15 protein-coding genes are annotated in these 17,182 nt (G+C 64.1%); 7 read left to right on the top strand and 8 right to left on the bottom strand.

The annotated features are described in order from the left end of the window. Positions 1-883 (top strand): DUF3987 domain-containing protein (locus QWZ14_RS30650; protein ID WP_290320877.1); only part of this gene is annotated, 883 nt, incomplete at its 5' end. Positions 884-2,117: 1,234 nt separating this feature from the next. Here the strand turns inward: QWZ14_RS30650 and QWZ14_RS30645 are convergent. Beyond that, on the bottom strand, positions 2,118-2,552 hold the full coding sequence (locus tag QWZ14_RS30645; RefSeq protein ID WP_290320876.1) for a GFA family protein: 435 nt from the start codon (positions 2,550-2,552) through the stop codon (positions 2,118-2,120). Between the two features lie 1,096 nt (positions 2,553-3,648). Between QWZ14_RS30645 and QWZ14_RS30640 the strand changes: the two genes are divergently transcribed. Next, positions 3,649-4,311: an AAA family ATPase gene (locus tag QWZ14_RS30640; RefSeq protein WP_290320875.1), complete on the top strand. Its 663-nt coding sequence runs from the start codon at positions 3,649-3,651 to the stop codon at positions 4,309-4,311. Positions 4,312-4,953: 642 nt separating this feature from the next. Further along, entirely contained in the window at positions 4,954-5,877 is a 924-nt protein-coding gene (locus QWZ14_RS30635) for a replication protein RepA (protein ID WP_290320874.1), read from the top strand. Between the two features lie 9 nt (positions 5,878-5,886). On the opposite strand, the gene QWZ14_RS30630 is transcribed toward QWZ14_RS30635, so the two are convergent. From QWZ14_RS30630 to QWZ14_RS30600, 7 genes are all read right to left on the bottom strand, one after another. Then, positions 5,887-7,017, bottom strand: a complete 1,131-nt coding sequence (locus QWZ14_RS30630) for an endonuclease NucS domain-containing protein (RefSeq protein WP_290320873.1) — start codon at positions 7,015-7,017, stop codon at positions 5,887-5,889. Then, on the bottom strand, positions 7,014-8,648 hold the full coding sequence (locus QWZ14_RS30625) for a restriction endonuclease subunit S (protein ID WP_290320872.1): 1,635 nt from the start codon (positions 8,646-8,648) through the stop codon (positions 7,014-7,016). Before QWZ14_RS30625 ends, QWZ14_RS30630 begins: the two co-directional genes overlap by 4 nt. Further along, complete coding sequence (locus QWZ14_RS30620; RefSeq protein ID WP_290320871.1) at positions 8,645-10,102, bottom strand: type I restriction-modification system subunit M; 1,458 nt, start codon at positions 10,100-10,102, stop codon at positions 8,645-8,647. Before QWZ14_RS30620 ends, QWZ14_RS30625 begins: the two co-directional genes overlap by 4 nt. A gap of 7 nt (positions 10,103-10,109) precedes the next feature. Continuing rightward, positions 10,110-10,442: a hypothetical protein gene (locus tag QWZ14_RS30615; RefSeq protein WP_290320870.1), complete on the bottom strand. Its 333-nt coding sequence runs from the start codon at positions 10,440-10,442 to the stop codon at positions 10,110-10,112. Further along, on the bottom strand, positions 10,439-10,585 hold the full coding sequence (locus tag QWZ14_RS30610) for a hypothetical protein (protein ID WP_290320869.1): 147 nt from the start codon (positions 10,583-10,585) through the stop codon (positions 10,439-10,441). The genes QWZ14_RS30615 and QWZ14_RS30610 overlap by 4 nt, the downstream gene beginning before the upstream one ends. A 113-nt stretch (positions 10,586-10,698) precedes the next feature. Then, positions 10,699-13,152: an EcoAI/FtnUII family type I restriction enzme subunit R gene (gene hsdR / locus QWZ14_RS30605; RefSeq protein ID WP_290320868.1), complete on the bottom strand. Its 2,454-nt coding sequence runs from the start codon at positions 13,150-13,152 to the stop codon at positions 10,699-10,701. A gap of 106 nt (positions 13,153-13,258) precedes the next feature. Beyond that, positions 13,259-13,909, bottom strand: coding sequence for a recombinase family protein (locus tag QWZ14_RS30600; protein ID WP_290320867.1), 651 nt, complete (start codon positions 13,907-13,909; stop codon positions 13,259-13,261). Between the two features lie 266 nt (positions 13,910-14,175). On the opposite strand from QWZ14_RS30600, the gene QWZ14_RS30595 reads away from it, so the two are divergent. From QWZ14_RS30595 to QWZ14_RS30585, 4 genes are all read left to right on the top strand, one after another. Next, positions 14,176-14,544: a hypothetical protein gene (locus tag QWZ14_RS30595; protein WP_290320866.1), complete on the top strand. Its 369-nt coding sequence runs from the start codon at positions 14,176-14,178 to the stop codon at positions 14,542-14,544. 515 nt (positions 14,545-15,059) lie between these two features. Continuing rightward, positions 15,060-15,266 carry a helix-turn-helix transcriptional regulator gene (locus tag QWZ14_RS32130; protein ID WP_408903757.1) on the top strand — a complete coding sequence of 69 codons (207 nt, stop codon included), beginning with the start codon at positions 15,060-15,062 and terminating at the stop codon, positions 15,264-15,266. Positions 15,267-15,394: 128 nt separating this feature from the next. After that, positions 15,395-15,709: a hypothetical protein gene (locus QWZ14_RS30590; RefSeq protein ID WP_290320864.1), complete on the top strand. Its 315-nt coding sequence runs from the start codon at positions 15,395-15,397 to the stop codon at positions 15,707-15,709. Between the two features lie 50 nt (positions 15,710-15,759). Next, on the top strand, positions 15,760-17,182 hold a 1,423-nt coding region (locus tag QWZ14_RS30585), incomplete at its 3' end, for a DUF3987 domain-containing protein (RefSeq protein ID WP_290320863.1).

Here is a 17,182-nt window from a genome sequence, read left to right as displayed (position 1 = left end):
CCTCCTGGTTGGAGGCGCGGCATTCAACGACGAAAGCCGGATGCGAACCGCCGCCCTGTTCAACACGCTTTGGGATGGCGAGCCGATCCGCCGAATCCGAGCGGGAACCGGCGCGGCCTTCCTGCCTGGCCGACGATGCACCGCGCATGTGATGTTGCAGCCCGTGGTCGCCGACAAGCTGTTCGGCGATCCCATGCTGGATGGCATCGGCATGCTGGCCAGGACGCTGCTTGTCGCGCCTGAGAGCACGGCCGGCACGCGGATGTTCCGGCAGGTCCCGGCTGCCTGCCAGCAGGCGCTGGTGGAGTACGGGGCGCGGCTGGACCACCTGCTCCGCCGCCCGCCGGCAGCCAAGGCTGACGATCCCAGCGTGCTCGACCCGCCTCCGCTGCGGCTGCACCCCGACGCCGTGCGCCTCTGGATCGCCTTCCATGATGCTGCGGAAGCCCAGCTCCTGCCCGGAGGCGAGTTCGTCACCATCAAGGCGTTCGGCGCCAAGCTGGCCGAGCACGTTGGCCGGCTGGCGGCGGTGTTGACGGTCTATGCCGATCCCGATGCCATGGAAGTGCCGCCCGAGATGATGGTGCATGGCATCATGCTGGCGAAGTACTACGCCGCCGAGATGCTAAGGCTGCAAGGCGCCTCCACCGTCACCCCTGACCTGCGGCTAGCGGCCCGGCTGTTGGCTTGGTGGCAAGCCAGACCCGATCCCCGATGCCACCTGGCAGCCATCTATCAGCGGGGGCTGAACGCACTGGGCAATGCCGCCACGGCGCGCCGGATCGTCGGCATCTTGGTTGAGCACGGATGGGTAGAGCGCCTGCCGCCTCGCACGGAATTGGATGGCGCGCCCCGGCGCGATGCCTGGGAGCTAGTGCCATGACGGCACTGGGGTTCGACCCTTGGGCAGTGCTGAAAACGACTCAGCAGAAGGTACCCCCACCTAAAGCACCTAAAGCACCTAATCCGATCCCTGGTCTTGGAACCGATTTATCAACGCCGGCACCCGAGACCCAGATCCATAACTCGAGATTAGGTGAATTAGGTGGTTTAGGTAGGGAATGGGGTCCGCACTGCGATTTGCAGGACCGAGCCGCAGCGCCGCCCCGCCCCGACCCATGGGACGCCTTCCCCACCGGGCGCCCTCCAGCATGGGTGGACCTCATGGCCCCGCCTCGGCCCGGTGACTGGTGCTCATGCTGCGGTCGGCATGCCCGGCTGGGCGGGTGGTGGTGGCGCGAGGCTGAGGTGCCGTCTGGTTGGCGCTGCTGGACCTGCCACCCGCCGGATGGGCAGCCCTCGACGGACATTGTGGAGGTGCGGACGTGACCTGCCACAGGCAGAATAAGGGCCCGACAGCGGCGGAGCGGGCAAGAACATTAGGTCAACAGTATGCCGGATGTCGAACGCTTGGTGGAACCGGGACGCGCAGAAATCGTAGCTCATTACCCGGAGGCGGACATGACAGAACCCACGCCGGTACCGACACCCGAAGCTATTGCGGACGCACTCACAGTCGCCGAGATGGGCGGCGACCTTGGCCGACTGTCCCAGGTCTGTCTCGCTCGCGCCGAAGATGCCGAAGGCATTGGCCGGCAGCGTCTTCTCGACGCTGGGACTGCGCTTGCTTGGACGGCTCGGCTGATCGCTGCCCTGGACGCTCAGGAGGCGGGCACAAGCCATGCGGCAGGGTAGGGTCGGCAGCCAAGTCGAGGCTGCTGTAGCGGGTTCTCCGGGGCGATGCGTCGACGCCACGGCACGGACTGACGATCGGTGTTCGAACGGGACGTTCGCGGCAGGCAATCGGTGCAGCCGGCGGCATGGGAAGAGGTCTGCCGCCGCCATTGAGCGGCGGAAGACCGGTGCCGCAGGTCGGAAGGTAGCGGGGCTGATCCTGGCCCGGCTTGGCGCCCTGCCCGGGTATCGGCATCGGCCTCGGCCATTGCGCCGGGACCAGGCGGAACTGTTGGCCCTGGTGGACCCCGCCGGCCTGGCCGCCGCCGCCGCCCTAGGTCTGACGCTGGGTCCAGCCAGCTAGTGGTCGAAATCTGACGCTTGGTTCCCGCTCGGCCCTCGTCAGCGCCGCTCCACGATGGTTCGATCGGCAGCCTGGAGCATCACGCGCGAGGTGGCGCGGCCTCGTAGACCGTGGCGTCCTCCGGCAGGATTACCCAGGGCTGCTTGCTCCGCGCGAAGAAATGCAGCGTCGGCCGCAGCCAGGACGTGTCGTCCAGCGTGCCGCCGCGGACGTGGCGCGTGTAGTCCGGCGGTTCTGTTCCAACCTTCACGCCGCCGCAGATCCAGATCCCGCAGTCCGGGCACACCCACCGCGTCTTCGCGCGCCCGCCCTCGGTGATGCCGCCTGGCACCGGCTGCAGCTCCTTGCCGGTTACCCGGAAAGCCTCGCCCGGGACCGACACGCCGATCGAAAACGCGCTGGTGGTCACGCGCTGGCAGTCGGTGCAGTGGCAGGCGTAGACACGGGTCGGTTTGTGCGTGACCTCGTAGCGAACGGCCCCGCACACGCAGCCCCCTATCAGTGGCAGTTTCATAGGTCGGCTCCTCTTGCACAGGCCGCATCTCATCCGTGGTGATCTGAACAATCAACCGTTCAAGGCCCGGTCCCTGCCTTGACCGACCAACACACGGGTACCAAGCGTCAGGCATGGTTGCCAGGCGGCGAGAGGCACCGCCAAGCGGTGCCGATGGTGCACCTTGCCTAGGGTCGATTTCCGGGCGCTGGCGGCAGTCGTTGCCCTTGGCCGCTGTCGCCTACCGCCCGAAGCGGGAGGGCTAGTCGCCACGCTAGCGGCGCCCTTACTTCAGCGCCTCCCCCGTCCCACCCCCCTCACTCAGGACATTTAGCCCCGGCACCTTGACCCCGAAGCGATGGGCCTGCTGGCCAGGCTGGGCGTGCTGCCGGGTCCCGGGCAGAGGGAGGCGTCCATTTCCCGTGCGTGCCATCGCACTGCCAGCGCCTCGCAGAGGTAGGGGTCCTAGGGGTGTAGCCAACACGGCAATGCGGCTGTCCTGGAGCCCCTGCACCACGAGCGCTGGGGTCATGCCCGCAGCACAGCCCCGCACATGGACAGCGGCATGGTGCGCCCCCATTGGCCATGGTGCGGATGGGACGTCCCACGATCGAGCCCGAAGCGGCGACACGGCGCATAGACCCACCCGGCCTAGTAGGTAACAGGCACTCACTCGAAGCCGGGCGGCAGGAACTGCGCGGCGGCGCTCGTCTCAGTCTGTAGGGCAGCACAGGCCCGGCCTGGCCGGCCGCCCGTGAATGGCCTGGTCAGCCTTGGCGCTGCCTGCAGGCACTTGGCCAAGCCGGTCGGCGACGCGGGCAGCCGAACCACATTACCGGCTGGCCAGTCCCGCAGCAGGACCGAGCTATCGCTGGGCGTCTCCTGCTTAAGCTTGCCAGGGTGGGTCATCGCTTCGCTTTCGACATCGCTCACATGCAGCTCGGCAGCCGCCGCTCATCCCCGCCCGATGCGTTCAAACGAGGCTGATGAACTCGCCAGTGCCAAGCCTGTCGCCACACCATCTGCTAATGCGCCGGAAGCCCATACTCTTGCCGCCTACTGTCCCGTCCCGTATTTCTAATGCACCGGTAATGCACCGTAAGGGTATGGGGAAAGTATGGGAAAGATACTGGTGGCCGGCGGCATCAAGGGGGGCATCGGCAAGTCTACCCTAGCCGCCAATCTCGCCGTACTGGTGGCGCGAGCCGGCAAAGACGTGCTTCTTGTGGATGCCGATCCGCAGGAGACCACGGCCACATGGGCGGCTGCTCGGGGCGAGCAGGCGGGCGAGCTGGCACCCGTGACTACCGTCACGATCGTCGGCAAGCAGATCCGGGACGAGCTACGGCGCTTGGCTGACAAGTATCCGGTCGTGATTGTGGACGCCGGCGCCCGTGACACCAGCACCCAGCGGGCGGCCTTGTCGGTAGCGAACCTGGTTCTGCTCCCCTTCCCTCCCCGCGGCCCGGATCTCTGGACCCTGGATGCCGTGGCTCAGACCATTAGCGATATCCGGACCATCAACGAAGGGCTACGAGCCGCCGCCTTCGTGAACCGGGCTGACCCCATCGGCAGCGACAATGCTGAGGCGGAGGCTGCCTTTGCAGAGTATGCCGAGGTCATCGAGGCCGCCCCCGTGCGGATCGGAAACCGCAAGGGCATCGCCGTGGCCCATCTGATGGGGCTAGCCGCCTGCGAGGCCCAGCGCCCTGACACAAAAGCCGTATCTGAGCTGGATGCACTCTACCGGTATGCAATTGATACCGCAGATGCACCGTGAAAGTGTTAAAAAGGTACATTTATGAACAAGCCCAGCAAGTTCTCTCGCCCTTCCCGTGAGCCAACCTCGGAAGAGGTCGACCGCGTCATTGGCAAGGCCGAGACGCGGGATGAGCCAGCGCCGGCAATGCCCCCGCCAGAGGCTGAGGTGCGCTTCACGATGGTTCTGCCGACCGGCCTGTCGGATCGGATAGACAAGGCTAGGAAGGCGGCTGGCGGCATAGCGCGGCTAGCCTGGATACGTCTTGCCATTGCGGAGAAGCTGAACCGGGACGGTATGTAGAAGGTATCTAATACATACTATATCCGTGCTTTCTCGGTGCATCATGTGCACCGACCGATGCGATCAAGCCGACATCGCCAGTACGGGCTTCAGCCAGATCCCTGGCCAGATCGCGCTTCACGTACCTCAGGCGGGTCTTGGGCGAGTCGGTTGGACTTTGCTCACGCTGCCTGGACGCTGATCCACAGCGGGTGGCTTGGACTCTACTCACGCTCTAGGTTGGACTTATCTCACGCGAATCGGGGTTATCCCCAGGACTCTGCTCACGCAAACTAATAAGAAGATCTAATAGCCTTTAAATAGCTTGTGTGAGTACAGTCCAACTTGCGCCAGTGGGCAACTTCGTCTCGGATAGCCGCCATGGGGGCTGTTCATCACCTGATCCTGACCAAGGGCATTGAGGAAGCTAGGCGCGAAGCGACCAGCGCATCTGCGCACCAGCGCCTCTGTGTTGAGGCAGCCTTCGAGGTCATGGGTGATGAAGCAGGCAAGATCGGCATCGCACATGCCGGCTTCGCCATGGCTGCCCTACCTCACAAAAAGACGTCCGAGACGGTCTGGGAACGAGAAGGAGGCTCGGTCAAGCTGTTGGTCGAGAGTGGTCTCGACATCAACCGCCGACCGATCGGTATTCCCTATGGATCTATTGCCCGGTTGATCCTGATCTACTTGCAGACGCAGGCTGTTCGAACCCGTAGCCGGGAGGTCGAACTCGGCACGTCCATGAATGCTTGGCTTAGCGCGATGGGCTTACCGATCGGTGGGAAGACCTACCAGCTAGTGCGTGAGCAAGCGCGCCGACTGTCACGGTGCCGCCTCACGTTCTTCCGCCGCGCAGGCGGATCTGAGCTTGTGACGAATGGTGCGTTCGTTCGAGACTCGATCCTGCCCTTGGACTCTACTCACGGCCAGATGCGGCTCTGGCAGGAGCAGGTCACGCTGGACGAGGGCTTCTACCAGTCGCTGATCGACCACCCGCTCCCACTGCGGGAGAAGGCCATCCAAGCGGTCTCAGGCCGCTCTATGGCGATCGATATCTACGTCTGGCTAGCATACCGGCTACACGTGCTGTCTGGGCCAGTAGAGGTAGGCTGGCCTGCACTCAAATCGCAGTTCGGCGAGAGCTACAAGGAGTTGCGCTTCTTTCGACGAGACGTATTGCCTTCTCTGGATCTGGCGCTGGCAGCTTATCCGGAGGCAAAGGTTCTAATTGACGAGAAGCGGGGCCTCACGCTTCACCCGTCGGCGCCGCCTGTACCGGAGAGGAGGCTACTGGCGGGGTAGGGGCAGGGCTCAGCTTCCAGCGGTAATGCCACCTGAAGAAGGTATCTGCCCCTTGTCTCTATCATAGCCAGGGAAGTGTGTCTTCAGCCGCTCCACGGTCGAGCGCCACTTCGGTGTCGTCGGCTTGCAAACGGTGTTCTGGTTGCCGAACAGCCCGATCTCGTCCACGGCTTTGTCCAAAGAAACCGTTTGCAGCCATCTGACGGGCACGAAGTATTCGCAACGGTCGGGATCCTCTAAGTCAGCCAGATAGTTTCCTCCCTTGGCGGCCTCGATGACCGGAACATCTCCCTGCATGGCCTTCACACGAAATGTCTTTGCGGCCTCGGCCGGACCAATCACGCGACCAACGCCAACGAAGCCGCGGCCAGGCACTCTGACCCAGACGCGGTCACCAGGGCTGAGAAGGCGGAGAGTGTTACTGTACCACGTACCACCGCCTGCGCTGATGAAGCCGTACTTGATGGCATCGTCCCACGAGCGCGACTGCCCGGCTCCGAAGGAAGCATAGAACTCGCCGTTCCAGGGCTCCGCCGGGACGCTAGAGGCGGGCTTGGCTTCGGCGCTGATCTCCTCGGTGGGATCGCGCAGCCAGGCGCGGCTAAGGAATTGCTGAAGCCCTTGTGCGAAGACTTGAAAGCAGAGCACGTTGATGGCGATGCCGCGGCGGCCAAGGTATTCAACGATCCGCTCGGAATCCGCATCCAGCGCTGCGGCGACGATGACGATCTGGTGGTCGGCGTTCAGCTGGTCCTCCTCCAGCGGCGCGCCGTATCGCGCTTGAAAATCGGCAGCCAGGCTGCGGCCGGGCGCGAAACGGCCGTAGATGGCGGCGATCTCCTCGGGCTGCAGGCCTTCCACCCAGCTGGCGTAGTCGAGCGCTTGGGCGACCACGTCGCGCGGAGTGCGGTCGCGCTTGATCTCGATGAGGATAAGACTGCCATCGGGGACGATAGCCAGCAGGTCGATGCGGCCGGCATGGCTGGTGCGTTCCTGCCTGCCGATCAACATCCAGGCGTCGGAGAGCATCTGCGGCGCGGCGACGATCATGTCTTCCAGCAATTGCTCGCTGGGGAGCTGAGCGGCGGCGAGGGCTACCGGCTTGGTGCCGACAGTCCAGATGGCGTGGTGAAGGGTCATGCGGCAGCGTCCAGCGCGGGGGCGATGGCGTCGCGGAGGGTGGCTTCGAGCAGGCTGGTGCGAGCAGCGGCGGCGGCGGTAAGACTAGCTTCAAGACGGTCGCAAAGAGTCATGAGGGCGTTGACCTTGGCGACGATGCGGTGCTGTTCGGCGAGTGGCGGCAACCGAAATGCCAGCCTGGAGAATTCAGTGAGATTGATGTTCTTCAGCCCCACCGCGCTTCGTATTGGACCTTCGATCTGATCCCTTACCTCGCTCGAACTTAGAGCGCGCCGCACGTATTCCGAGACAGCCATCTGCGTGTCAAGGCGAACTCGGATCAAGTAGCCCGCGAATGCCATGCCAACTGCTTCATCGGGCACGACCGCAGATCGGCCGACAATGTCGAGGCTCCCGTTGGAACGAATAAGCAAAAGGTCGCCAGAAGCCAGACTGAGGTCCCGCGCTTCGGATTCCGAGAGCGGCCCGTACTTGAGGTCAGAAATCTGCACGACCCCACTTGATACATTGGGGATTCTTAGGACCGCGACGCCCAACTGCGACACATCGCACTTCACGGAAGTGCCGTAACGCATTTCTTTCGCCACTGCCCCAAGCGTTGTGCGATGCCACCCGTAGGGAAGATTGGTGACATCATCTTGTGCGATATCGCGGCGGGTGTCGGTCCTGGCTCGTCCGTCACGTCTGTCCTGCGGAACCAGTTTCCCCCCCACCGCGAGGTTCAGGATGGTCTGGCGAAACTGCTTGATCTGGTCGGGGCGGGTGGTGAGGGCGGGCAGGGCGTCGAGGGCGAAGCGGGCATCGGCCGGGAAGGTCTCGGGATCGGGGGTGTTGAGGCGGGCGAGGCTCGCCGCCGCCAGCCGGTCGCGCGTCGCCTCCCGTGCCGTCCGCGCCGCCTCCAGCCGGTCGCACAGCGCCATCAACTCATCCACCTTGGCGACGATGCGGTGCTGTTCGGCAAGCGGGGGAAGCGCCACAGGTATATCAAGCGCCCGGGCTTGGTTGAGCTTCGATCGCGTCGCACCCACGACCCGCCCCGAGTAATCAAACACGTTCAGGTAGTGGACAAGGAAGGCACACGAAGTCAGGACTGCCTTGAAAACATGAGCATGGTTATTGACCCAAGTTTTGCCAGAAACCCAGTAAGCCTTCGCACGCAGAAGGTCGAAAAAGGGCACCCCGTCCTCACCGAGTAGTACGAGATCCTCGTCAAAGAGGTAGTCGTCAATCCACCCCTGCTGCTGGGTTGCGCCGTAGTATGGAAAGAGCTGGGTAGGTCCCTTGCCCTCGATGCGCTTCTCGCGCTCGGCCGAATTGATTGGCTTGCGCCGGTAGTCCAGACAGACCGCTACATCATTCAGCGACGCCTTGACCCAGCCAGCCGGCAGGTCGAATGGCACCCCCCCGGCCACTGGGACGCTAACTTGAGGCTTAATATTGCCAGCTTTTGTCAGTCGGCCTTTCTCTTGGACAATGCGCTTGAGCAGCAGCGACGCCGGCTCATCCCCCGCCTCCTGCGACACCAGCTTCCCCCGCACCGCCAAATCCAGCACAAACTGCCGCAGCCGCGCGATGGCATCCGGCGCCTCCGCAACCCGCGCATAATGCGCCAGCAACGCTGCGGCCTTCATCGCGCCAGCGCCTTGGCCAGGATCGCTCTCAGCTCGTCCCGCAGCCGCGCCGTCTCGGCCTCGGCGGCGTCCAGTTCGGCCAGCAGCATCTCAGGGTCGCCGTGATCCTCCGCGACGGTGCTCGGGTTCTTAATGTCGAGGTTGTAGCCGCGCGCCTTCACCGCCTCGGCGGTCACCCGCCAGGCCTGTGGCCCCTCCACGCGCCCGGCGCGCGAGGCCCCGCCCCACCAGGCGGCGCAATCGGCCAGATGCTCCTGCCGGATCGGCCGGGTCATGGAATAGGCTTTCTGCCCTTCCGGCACCCGATGTTCCCAGAACCAGGTTTCGCGGGTCGGCTCGCCCTTCTCGAAGAACAGCAGGTTGGTGCCGATGGAGGCGTAGGGGCGGAAGACGCTGTTGGGCAACCGGACGATGGTGTGCAGGTTGCACTCCTCCATCAGGTACTCCTTCAGCCGGGTCTTCACCCCTTCCCCGAACAGCGAGCCATCCGGCAGCACCACCGCGGCACGGCCGCCCGGCTTCAGCAGGCGGATGATCAGTGCAAGGAACAGGTCTGCCGTCTCACGCGTGCGGAAATGGGCGGGGAAGTTGCTCTCGATCCCGTCCTCCTCCCGCCCGCCGAAGGGCGGGTTGGTCAGCACGATGTCCACGCGCTCCGCCTGGGTGTAGCTGATGTAGGGCCGCGCCAGGGTGTTGTCGTGACGGACGAAGCTCGGGTCCTCCACCCCGTGCAGCAGCATGTTGGTCACGCAGAGCATGTGAGGCAGCGGCTTCTTCTCCACGGCGCGGAGGGCGCCCTGCATGCGCTGCTCATCCTCCGGCTTCTTCACGTAGTGGTCGCGCATGTGGCGGATTGCGCAGGTCAGGAAGCCGCCGGTGCCGCAGGCGGGGTCGAACAGCGTCTGGCCCGGGCGGGGATCGATGCGGTCCACCATGAAGGCGGTGACGGCGCGCGGCGTGTAGTATTCGCCGGCATTACCGGCGCTCTGCAGGTCGTTCAGTACCTGCTCATAGACCTCGCCGAAATGGCGGCGCTCGACCAGATCGTTAAAGTCGACCCCGGCGATCTTGTTGACCACCTGACGCATGAGCTGGCCGGACTTCATGTAGTTGTAGGCGTCCTCGAAGACGCCGCGGACGACGCGGCGGCGGTCGCCCGGCTGGCCCGTTAGCGGCAAGGATTTCAGCGCCGGGAATAGCTCTGCATTGACGAAGGTGAGCAGGGCGTCGCCGGTCATCCCCTCCGGGTCCGCCGCCCAGTGACGCCATTGGAAGCGCGCGGGGATGGGGGAGAGGTAGCCGGGGCTCATCTCCTCCAGCTCCTGATCCTGGTCGTCGATGATCTTGAGAAAGAACATCCAGCAGAGCTGCGAGATGCGCTGGGCGTCGCCATCGACGCCGCTGTCCTGGCGCATGGTATCCTGGATGGACTTGACGGTATTGCGGACGGACATGGGCGGATCAGGGCCTCAGTTTCTGAAATATGGTCATTTCGATATCGCTGACACGCCAGGTGCCTTCCTCCGGGAAGGGGAAGGGGGTGCTGGCGGCCTGGGCCTCGCGCAGGACCGTATGGCAGTCGCCGAGGAATTCGCCATAGCCCTTCGGGTCGGGGCGATAGCCGAGGCGGCCGCAGACTACGCCATCCAGGACCACAGCGCGGTCGGGGGCGAGGAATTTGAGGTGCTTGGATCCGAAGGAGGTATTCAGGCTGTGCAGCGCCATGATGCGCACCAGCGCGGCAACGGCCTCATGCTGCCGCAGCAAGGCATGGACCTCCCGGAAGGTGGTCACCAGCGCCTCCGCGGGGTTGACCCGCGGACCCGGCCAGCGATGCCGCTGTAGCCGCCCCAGCCGCAGGCGCGCTTGATGAAGGCAAGCAGCACCGGCACCTGGAAGTCGCCCTCGATCAGCCTGACGGCCTCGGCCTCGATCATGGACGTATCCGGCTCGGCCTTCCGGTCGGCCGACAGGAGCCCCAGCAGTTCCTCCAGGGCGATCCGGAGATGGCAGAAGCCGAGCGCTCCCTCATGGTGGATGATCGGCAGGGTCAGGCGCTTTCCTGGTAAAGGGCCGCCTGCATCTCCCGGACCGCTAATTCGAAGCCCGGGCGGCCGCCAAAGGCGCGGATCAGTTGCACCGGGGTACCAAGGGTGGTGAAGGGGGCAATGCGCAGCACCTCGGCATTCTCGAGGCCCGCCATTCCCTCATCGGCATATTTCGCCAGCAGGGCTTTCAGGACTGCGCGGGCCTGGGAGCCATACTTGGTAAAGGAATCGCGCTTCTGGACATTCTCCGCCCGCTCCTGCCGCGTCAGTGGCGGGCGGTCGAAGGCGATGTGACAAATCAGGTCGAAGGGGTCGAGGCCCTTGCCGATCTCCTCGGCGATGGCTGCGAGGGGCAGGCCCTCGGCCGCCAACTCCTCGATAATGGCCTGCTTCCGTTCGGTTCCCTTCCAGCGTCGGAGAAAGACGTCGAGGCTGGCGAAGCGCTGCCGCAGCGCCTTGCGGGTGAAGTCACGCAGGCTCTCGGTGACAAGCTTGCCGTCCTCGTCCAGGTACTCGACCCGCTCGGCAATGATGGAAGCGCCGACACCGTCGACGTAGACCTTCTCGCGCTTCGTGTCGCCGGGCGGGATGCTGATGTCTGGCGTCTCGCCATCCACTACCGTCTCGTCCGGCTCCGGCGTCGGGGGCAGGATATGGCCCTCCTCATCGGTGGCGGGGGTGTCGTCCGGCGGGGTGATCGGGTCGTCCTGGCCCGGCGCATAGATCTGCACCGGCTCGCCATCGAAGTCGGGGTCGGCGAAGTGGCTGGTCGCGCCGCGGAAATCCATGATGGTGAAGTAGAATTTTTGGGTGTCCTCATGCACCCGGGTTCCGCGCCCGACTATCTGCTTAAACTCGGTCATCGAGCCGACCGGACGGTCGAGCACGATGAGGCGGCAGGTCTGCGCATCTACCCCGGTCGAGAGCAAGCGAGAGGTGGTGACCAGGACGGGGTAGCGCGATTCCGGGTCAATGAAGTTGCCGAGCTGGGCCTGGCCCTCAGTATCGCTGCCGGTGATGCGCATGACGTAGCGGGGGTTGGCGTCGCAGAGGTCCTTGTTCTCGTTCACAAGGGCTTGGCGCATTCGGGCTGCGTGTTCTTCGTCGACGCAGAAGATGATGGTCTTCTGGAAGCGGTCACCGCTTTCGCGCAGGAACTCAGAGACCTTTTTGGCGACCAAGATGGTTCGGTCATCAAGCACCAGAACGCGGTCAAAGTCCTTCTGGTTGTAGATGCGGTCCTCGACCTCCTGGCCGTCTCGGTCGAGCGTGCCCTTAGCAGGGCGGTAGCCCTCCACGTCGCGGTCGATATGGACCTTGATGACTTTGTAAGGGGCGAGGAAGCCGTCGCGGATGCCTTGCTTCAGGGAGTAGGAGAAGACCGGCTGGCCGAAGTAGTCGATGTTGGAGACGTATTTCGTCTCTTTCGGCGTGGCGGTCAGGCCAACCTGGGTCGCGGCCTGAAAGTGCTCTAGGATTTCGCGCCAGGCACTGTCCTCGGCGGCGCTGCCACGGTGGCACTCGTCGATGACAATAAGATCGAAGAATCCCGGTGAGAACTCCCGGAATAGCTTCTGCCGCTCCTCCGGACCGGTGATGGCCTGATAGAGGCCGAGATAGACCTCGTAGGAGGGGTCGATCCGCCGCTTCCGGTCAAGTGCGAGGGGGAGATCGGCTTGACTGCCATCGGCACGCTCAATCGTCTTTGCTTGGGTGGAGAGTTTGGCCATGACGGAGCCGAAGGGGCGGAAGTCGTTGACCATGGTTTGGTCGATCAGCACGTTCCGATCGGCCAGGAAGAGGATTCGCTTCTTCCGGCCCGCCTTCCATAGGCGCCAGATGATTTGGAAGGCTGTGTAGGTCTTGCCCGTCCCGGTTGCCATGACCAGCAGGATGCGGTCCTGGCCTTTGGCGATCGCTTGGATGGCGGCGTTGACGGCGTTGACTTGGTAGTAGCGCGGCGTCTTGCCGCTGCCGTCATCAAAGTAGTCCTGCAGGACGACCTGCTCGGCCTCGACGGTTAAGCCCTTCCAGACGCTGTACCTTGCCCAGAGATCGGCGGGCGATGGAAACTGATTGAGAGCGAGGTTGGCCTCTTTGACCGCGTCCATGCCGGTCCGATCATGGAAGACGAAGCCGTCGCCGTTCGAGGCAAAGACAAACGGGATTTCCAGCGTCTCGGCATATTCCAGGCCCTGCTGGATGCCATCTCCGACCGCGTGAGTGTTGTCCTTCGCCTCGATGAGAGCGATGGGTAGGTTAGGCTTGTAGTAGAGCACGTAGTCGGCTCGCTTGGCCTTGCCACGGGTGACCAGCTTGCCCCGCACGATTATGCGGCCCTTCGTGAAGCCCACCTCCTCGCGGATTTGCAGCATCTCATCCCAGCCCGCTTGCTTGATAGCGGGGGTGATGAACTTGGTGCAGATGTCACGCTCGCTTAGATCCCTTTTGTTCATTCACCGCCTCCAGGCGCCGACCACCAGCGTCATATGTTGCCGGTCGAACCAGCCTGGCGCACCGCTGGCTGTCTCTGTCTCAAGTGTCTTGGCGCTAGCCAATGCGTCATCGGCTAGCCAGGCGGATATCTTTGATCAAGCGCGAGACATGAGCGGCGCTGAGCACTGTCCCCGTAGCTGTACGGAAACCTTCTTCGGCCATGGCTTCGGCAACCGCGCGTAGCGAGCGACTAGGGGCGAGGCGGCGGGCGGCGGCGACCTGGGCGGCGTCCTTTAGGGGGCCTTCAATCCGCCTGCCGAGCTGGGCCGACTTCCGGTCCCGTGCGGCCTTGAGCTTGGCGACCAGGTTGGCCTTCTCGAACTGTGCCACGGCACCAAGAACCTGGCGAATGAGGTCCTGCGTTGGCGTCGAGGCAGTGAAAGCGTCTGGATCGTCACTGGCGACCAGCGTGTACCCAGCCTGCTGGAGCATCTGATAACCGGTCTCCTGCACGATCAGATCCCGGGCGAAGCGGCTGGCATTCTCCACGATGATGATGCGGCAGTCATGCTCCGCGCACCATGCCAGCATAGTCTGGAAGCCGGCCCGGGCGTCGATCCGGTCCGCCCCCTTCACCGCGGCATCGGTGAACTCCTGGCGGATGGTGAGGCCGGCGCGGGTAGCGTGGGCGGCACAGGCAGCACGCTGGCGCGGAACGCTGTCGCCATCCACGTTGGTCTGACTTGAGGTCCGGTAGTAGGCGACAGCGCAGTCCATGACCGATCCCCTATCAAGGAGAAACTGTAGCAGGTTCCTGAGTACCTGCAACAGATAGGGAATAGGATATCATTCCAGAGCGCACACGAACGAGTGGGAGGTCATCCCGGAGCTTATAACGGATGCCGCCACCGGCCCTGGGGCTGGCCGAGATAGCCATGCTGGTGGCGGCGGTGACGGATAGCGCTGGGGGAGGACCAATACGATTCCCTTCAGCAGTTTCCGAGAAGCGTGGTGCCTCACGGTTAGCCACGAAAGGATTCGTCATGCCAACCCGCTCCACCCTCGCCGCCATCGCTGCCGTGGCGGGCCTGCTATCGAATTGTACGACAATGCTGACCGACGGTCCCGGTGCCGTCCGCACAGTTTGGGAGGCAACGACAACGATCGCTGAGGTCGCCCAGGACACGAGCGTCCGCACCGCCCGCATTGTAGGTGTTGGGATCGACGCCGCCGCCGCGCGCTGGCGGATCGAACATGCTGTCTCCGCCGCCCAGCAGCTTGCCGCAGCATCCACAGACTATGACCCTTATCCACCAGCACCGGCTGCTGGACAACAGCCCGCACTGCTCCTGCTGTGGCCGTCGGGCGAAAGTTTGCTTCGCCTACGGCTCGACGATCTGTGGCTACGGTGACGTCGCTGGTGATGGCTGGTGACGTCGGCACCCGAGACAGCGAGACAGCGCCGCGTGTCTTCCAGACGCGCGGCGCGGCGTTGCCCTGACCCCCGGGGCTGCGCGTCGGACGGCGCTGGTGCCTAGCGCGACCCGACCGTACCCGGCCCCCCCTTTGAGCCAAGAGAGACCCGGCTGCTTACCATCGACTGCTGCACGCTCGACGAAGTCATCCCGCAATACCACCCGGGTGCCTCCTCCTTTGTCACCTCCCGGAAGCAATTTCAAATTTCCGGAAAAGAATGCGTAAGTAAATAATGGCAGATGCGTTCTGAATAAATGCGATGCCGCGCAGATACCAGTCTTGTTGTCATCATGTTCTGGCCGTCAGATCATAATTTGCCTATTAATATTCGCGGTCCTGGCTACTCTGGGCGTGCCAAGGAGAATCCGAGGCACCCAGGGTGGGCAGCTGTTGCAAACCTTGAAGTTTGGCGCCGTGCCGGGCGGGTCCAACCATTGGTTTGGAAAAAGCCATGCCTGACCGTTCGCTTACTGTGGATTATTTACTTATCGACATGAAAGCGGTTGCCAGTCTGATAGGCGCCTCGGTCCCGACCGTGAGGCGGATGACCGCTGCAAGAGCCATTCCACAGCCACGAACCCTGCCAGGCCGGCGGGTTATGAGATGGCTGCGAAGCGATATTGAAAGCTGGATCGCAGCACTACCGGCAGCGCGCTGAACGGAACCCCCACCGGCGCGACGGCTGGCAGGGGCTCCGAGCAGGCAAGACAATGCGCGTGACACCGCAAATATGCCCTGTTTTGGTCGCTGTTTCTACCCCGTCGCGTCTCTTCATGAGAGGCGCAAATGAGCGAAACTCGAAACCGCTTCGGCGGCGCTGCAGCACGGCTGCACATTCTGAACGGCCAGCCCATGGTGATCCTGGCCCGACCACCGCTTGAGCCGACACCCGACGCGCTGAGCCGACCCGGCGAGATCACGACCATCGTCAACATTGCCCCGGGTGCAAGTTGGCCGGACTCCGTCAGTGTAATGTTGGTTACTGCCACGCTTCAGCAGAGCGGCGCTGTCGTAATGGTCTTCGAGCGCCTTTCCGATGCAGCGGCCTGCTTACAGCGCCTCGATCAGAGCAGGGTAAGCACCCGGGACGGTGCGGCGTGAGTGCCGGTATAGAGTCGGACCACCATCCGCGCCCTTCGGTCCCGCTGGGCTTGTCTCTGGCGGAGCAGGCCATCGAGCTTGGCCTGCCCTGCTTCCCTTGCGGCCTGGATCGAACGCCTGTCATCGACGGCGGCTTCAAAGCCGCAACATGCGATCCGGACACCATCCGCACTATATTTAACAGGCCAGGTGCCGAAGCCATCGGCGTCCCGACCGGACAGGTGTCAGGCCTCATCGTCATTGATGTGGACGTAAAGCGTGGCGCCCGAGGAATGGAGTGGTTCGATCAGAACCGGGATACCCTGCCTCCGACCCGAATGCACCGGACACAGACCGGCGGCCTGCACTTGATCTTCCAGCAACCACCGGGCGTCGAAATCCGCACCAGCGCCAGCCGGATCGCGTCGGGCGTCGATGTGCGCGGCAAGGGCGGATACGTCATCTATCCTCCGACGCCGGGCTACGCGGTTGAGGACAACGCCGAGCCGGCAGTGATGCCGGCTTGGTTGATCAAGGCGTGCCAGCGGTCTGAGGCGCCACCGATACCGCCTGCGCCGCAACGGGAGACAAGCAACACCGACCCCGGCCATGGCTCGCGCTACGGCATGCGGGCCTTGGCTGACGAAATCGCAGCCATCCGCCAAGCGCCGTACGGGAGACAGGAGCATACGATCAACGCCGCCGGGCTGAAGATCGGCGGTCTGGTTGCCGGTGGTGAGTTGGAAGAAGGGCCGGCGCTTGCCGCTCTCATCGTCGCGGCGCGGGATGTGCCATCCGCGCCGGGCGAGCGGGCGTGGTCGCAGGAGGAGCTGGAAGCCAAGGTCCGCCGGGGCTTCGGGGATGGCCAGCGCCAACCACGGCAGGCGCCGCCGCGCGAGCAATTGCCAGATCAGCGGAAAGACGCCGCCGTGCCGAGGGAGAAGCGCCCGCTGTTTCGGCCGCTACCCCCGCCGCCTGAGTTCCCGGCCGCTGCCCTGGGACCGCTGCGCGATGCGGCCGAAGCCATCCAGATGCAGACGCAGGCACCTATCGCCATGTGCGGCAACTCGGTGCTGGCCGCCGCAACGCTAGCGGTCCAGGCGCAGCGCGATATCGAGCTGCCCGGCGGCGGCAGGAAGCCGTTGACTGCGATCTACGTCTCGGTGGCCGAGAGCGGTGAGCGCAAGACCACCGTCGACAAGGTGGCGTTGGCCTCGGTCTACCGCATGGAGGAGGCATGGCGGGGTGAGCATGACGCAGCCCGGCAGCATCACGCCAACGATCATGAAGCTTGGAAAGCAGCGCGAGATACGGCGAAGAATACAAGGCCGAAGGGCGACCGGGCCGCGACCCGCGAAGCCCTCAACAAGGTCGGGCCAGAACCCAAGGCGCCGCCGCATCCAATGCTGCTGGTGGCTGATCCGACACCCGAGGGGCTGATTCTGCATCTGCGCGAAGGCCGCCCATGGGCCGGCGTATTCACGGCCGAGGGCG

Origin of the sequence: Paeniroseomonas aquatica, assembly GCF_030409335.1 — a bacterium.
Classification (GTDB): Bacteria; Pseudomonadota; Alphaproteobacteria; order Acetobacterales; family Acetobacteraceae; genus Belnapia; species Belnapia aquatica.
Note: the sequence above shows the minus strand (reverse complement) of the source record. Positions and strands in the feature narration are given on the sequence as shown.